Annotated in this window: 2 protein-coding genes and 1 pseudogene; 2 read left to right on the forward strand and 1 reads right to left on the reverse strand. The window is 45.0% G+C overall.

Annotated features, from left to right (window positions below):
- A pseudogene (locus ABEV74_RS22990) lies at positions 1-174 on the reverse strand (IS1380 family transposase); the annotation flags it as partial.
- A 279-nt stretch (positions 175-453) separates the two neighbouring features.
- Between ABEV74_RS22990 and ABEV74_RS22995 the strand changes: the two are divergent.
- Positions 454-753: a YiiX/YebB-like N1pC/P60 family cysteine hydrolase gene (locus tag ABEV74_RS22995; protein WP_430150027.1), complete on the forward strand. Its 300-nt coding sequence runs from the start codon at positions 454-456 to the stop codon at positions 751-753.
- Between the two features lie 676 nt (positions 754-1,429).
- A complete protein-coding gene (locus tag ABEV74_RS23000) occupies positions 1,430-1,816 on the forward strand; it encodes a type II toxin-antitoxin system HicA family toxin (protein ID WP_430150029.1) in 387 nt (128 codons plus the stop codon).
- Positions 1,817-1,929 lie beyond the last annotated feature (113 nt).

Raw genomic sequence — 1,929 nt, forward strand, 5'->3', positions numbered from 1 at the left:
GAACCTGGCAAGGAACTGGAAGTTGCCGGCTTCCGTGACGGTGTTGTTGTCGAATGTGACCGGTCTCAACTTCTTCATGATATGCTTGATTCGGCGACGCTCCGCAAGAATTTCAATTCGGCGTTCGCGGCGTGTTTTTCGTTCTGGCGCATGGTTCGTTGCTTGTGGTACCATGTTGTTAAGGACACTCCCTCTCGTCGGTTATTCAGTGGTGGTTTAACCTTTGACAAGAGGCTTGCAGTGTCCTGTTTATTTTGCAAAAAAATTAGCAACTTTTTATGACGAAGAAACACTATCACGACACGGATCTTTCAACTTTTGATAAGGTTACTTTCCGATTTCATGTTTAACTTATTTAATGCCTCATGAAGCACTTCGTTCCGAATCTGATCTTCCACTTGCTCGGCCACCGTGGGCAAAGGAAATTCCGATGTTCACAGAGCGCCGGCTTCCATGTTTAGAAATTATGATGAAGCAGTCGGGCTATGGGTTCCGGACGCCAGCTCAGATCAAAGATACGATACTAAGGTTTATGCCTTTCAACAACGCGGCGAACCATACAATGCCAATGCAACACTTATTACGGAAGACGATTGGTATTGCAGCAAATTAATTTGGGCGGCATTCTATAGAAAAGTAGATATCGACCTTGGAACCAGTGGATATCCGTACCCTGTGTCCTTGCCGGATGATTTATACGATTCGTCATACACCAAAGTCTATTTGCTTTTTTTATATTCATTCTGTTATTAGCAGCCTGTCAGAATACGGATGAAATCCCTTTACAGAATGAAACTCCGTATCTGGCAGTTATCAAACAAGCAGGGAGTCCAATGTCGCTACTTTAGATAAACACTATAAAGTAGTAGGGGAGAAGCAAATCGGCAAATTCCTAATCGATGCACAGATCGATGGGCAAACACTGTATGAATTTAAGCGATCTTTCATACAAAACAAATACGAAGCGGATACGCTGCGCGGCAACCTGGCCGTCCCGATTCCGGCCAACCGCTACGCGACAGCCTCCTCGTTGCAGTTGAGAGGGTTGCTGCTATAGCGGTCTAGACGTTGCAGATGCAGCTATTAGCGGTGTAAACGGTTCTGGCTGTAGCGGCGTAGGCGGTTCGTGGGCTTATCGCAACGTTATGGTGCGGGCCGCAAGGAGGAGGAATCCGGTGGAGCCAAAACATTGCAGGACACAATCGAACCATGACCGGCCGAAAAACGAAGTCGATACCGACTTCGTTTTTCGGCTGTTAGAGGAAGAGTCTTCCACGCTCGGAACGAACCTCTCTGCCGAACCAGTATTTTCGGGTGAACGCTCCGCCGGGAGTTGATTCGGGTTGGGATCTGGACTATCATGACGGAAGACATATCTTTTGTCCGGGAGTGAAAGCCCGACATTTTTCAAGGAGTGAAACTATAGAACATGAAAATGCGTTGGAAGATTGCTCTATTCAGCATCATCGGCGTTATCGGTATTGGAGCGATCATGGTCGCTTTAGTTGTCAAGAATATCGGGGTCGCTAACCTAAAGCTCATGTACACGCTGAATACGACAGACCAATCCATTATATCGATGGAAGAAACCTCTGACGGAAACGGGCATTATCTCACAAAAGTGAAAACCCCTGCCGAAATAATTCGAGAGCGGATGGAAAAAGAAGGATGGACTTATATTCAACAAGAAGGCAGCGGCTATTTTTTTGAAAAGGACAATCAAAGAATCGTTGTGACAACGAAAGTATGGAACTCAAACTATGTAAAAATAACCGTTCAGAATAATGTCGTGAATTTAGCCGATGATAGGATTTGAGATTAGGGCGGATTACATTTACTGACCGCGTTTCTGTCAAGAATATCGTATTATAAAATCAGCTAGTCCAAAACTAGCTGATTTTATTGTATAACTCAACTTTCGCAGCTTAA

The sequence above is a fragment of the Paenibacillus cisolokensis genome (assembly GCF_050481165.1).
GTDB lineage: Bacteria > Bacillota > Bacilli > Paenibacillales > Paenibacillaceae > Paenibacillus_AH > Paenibacillus_AH cisolokensis.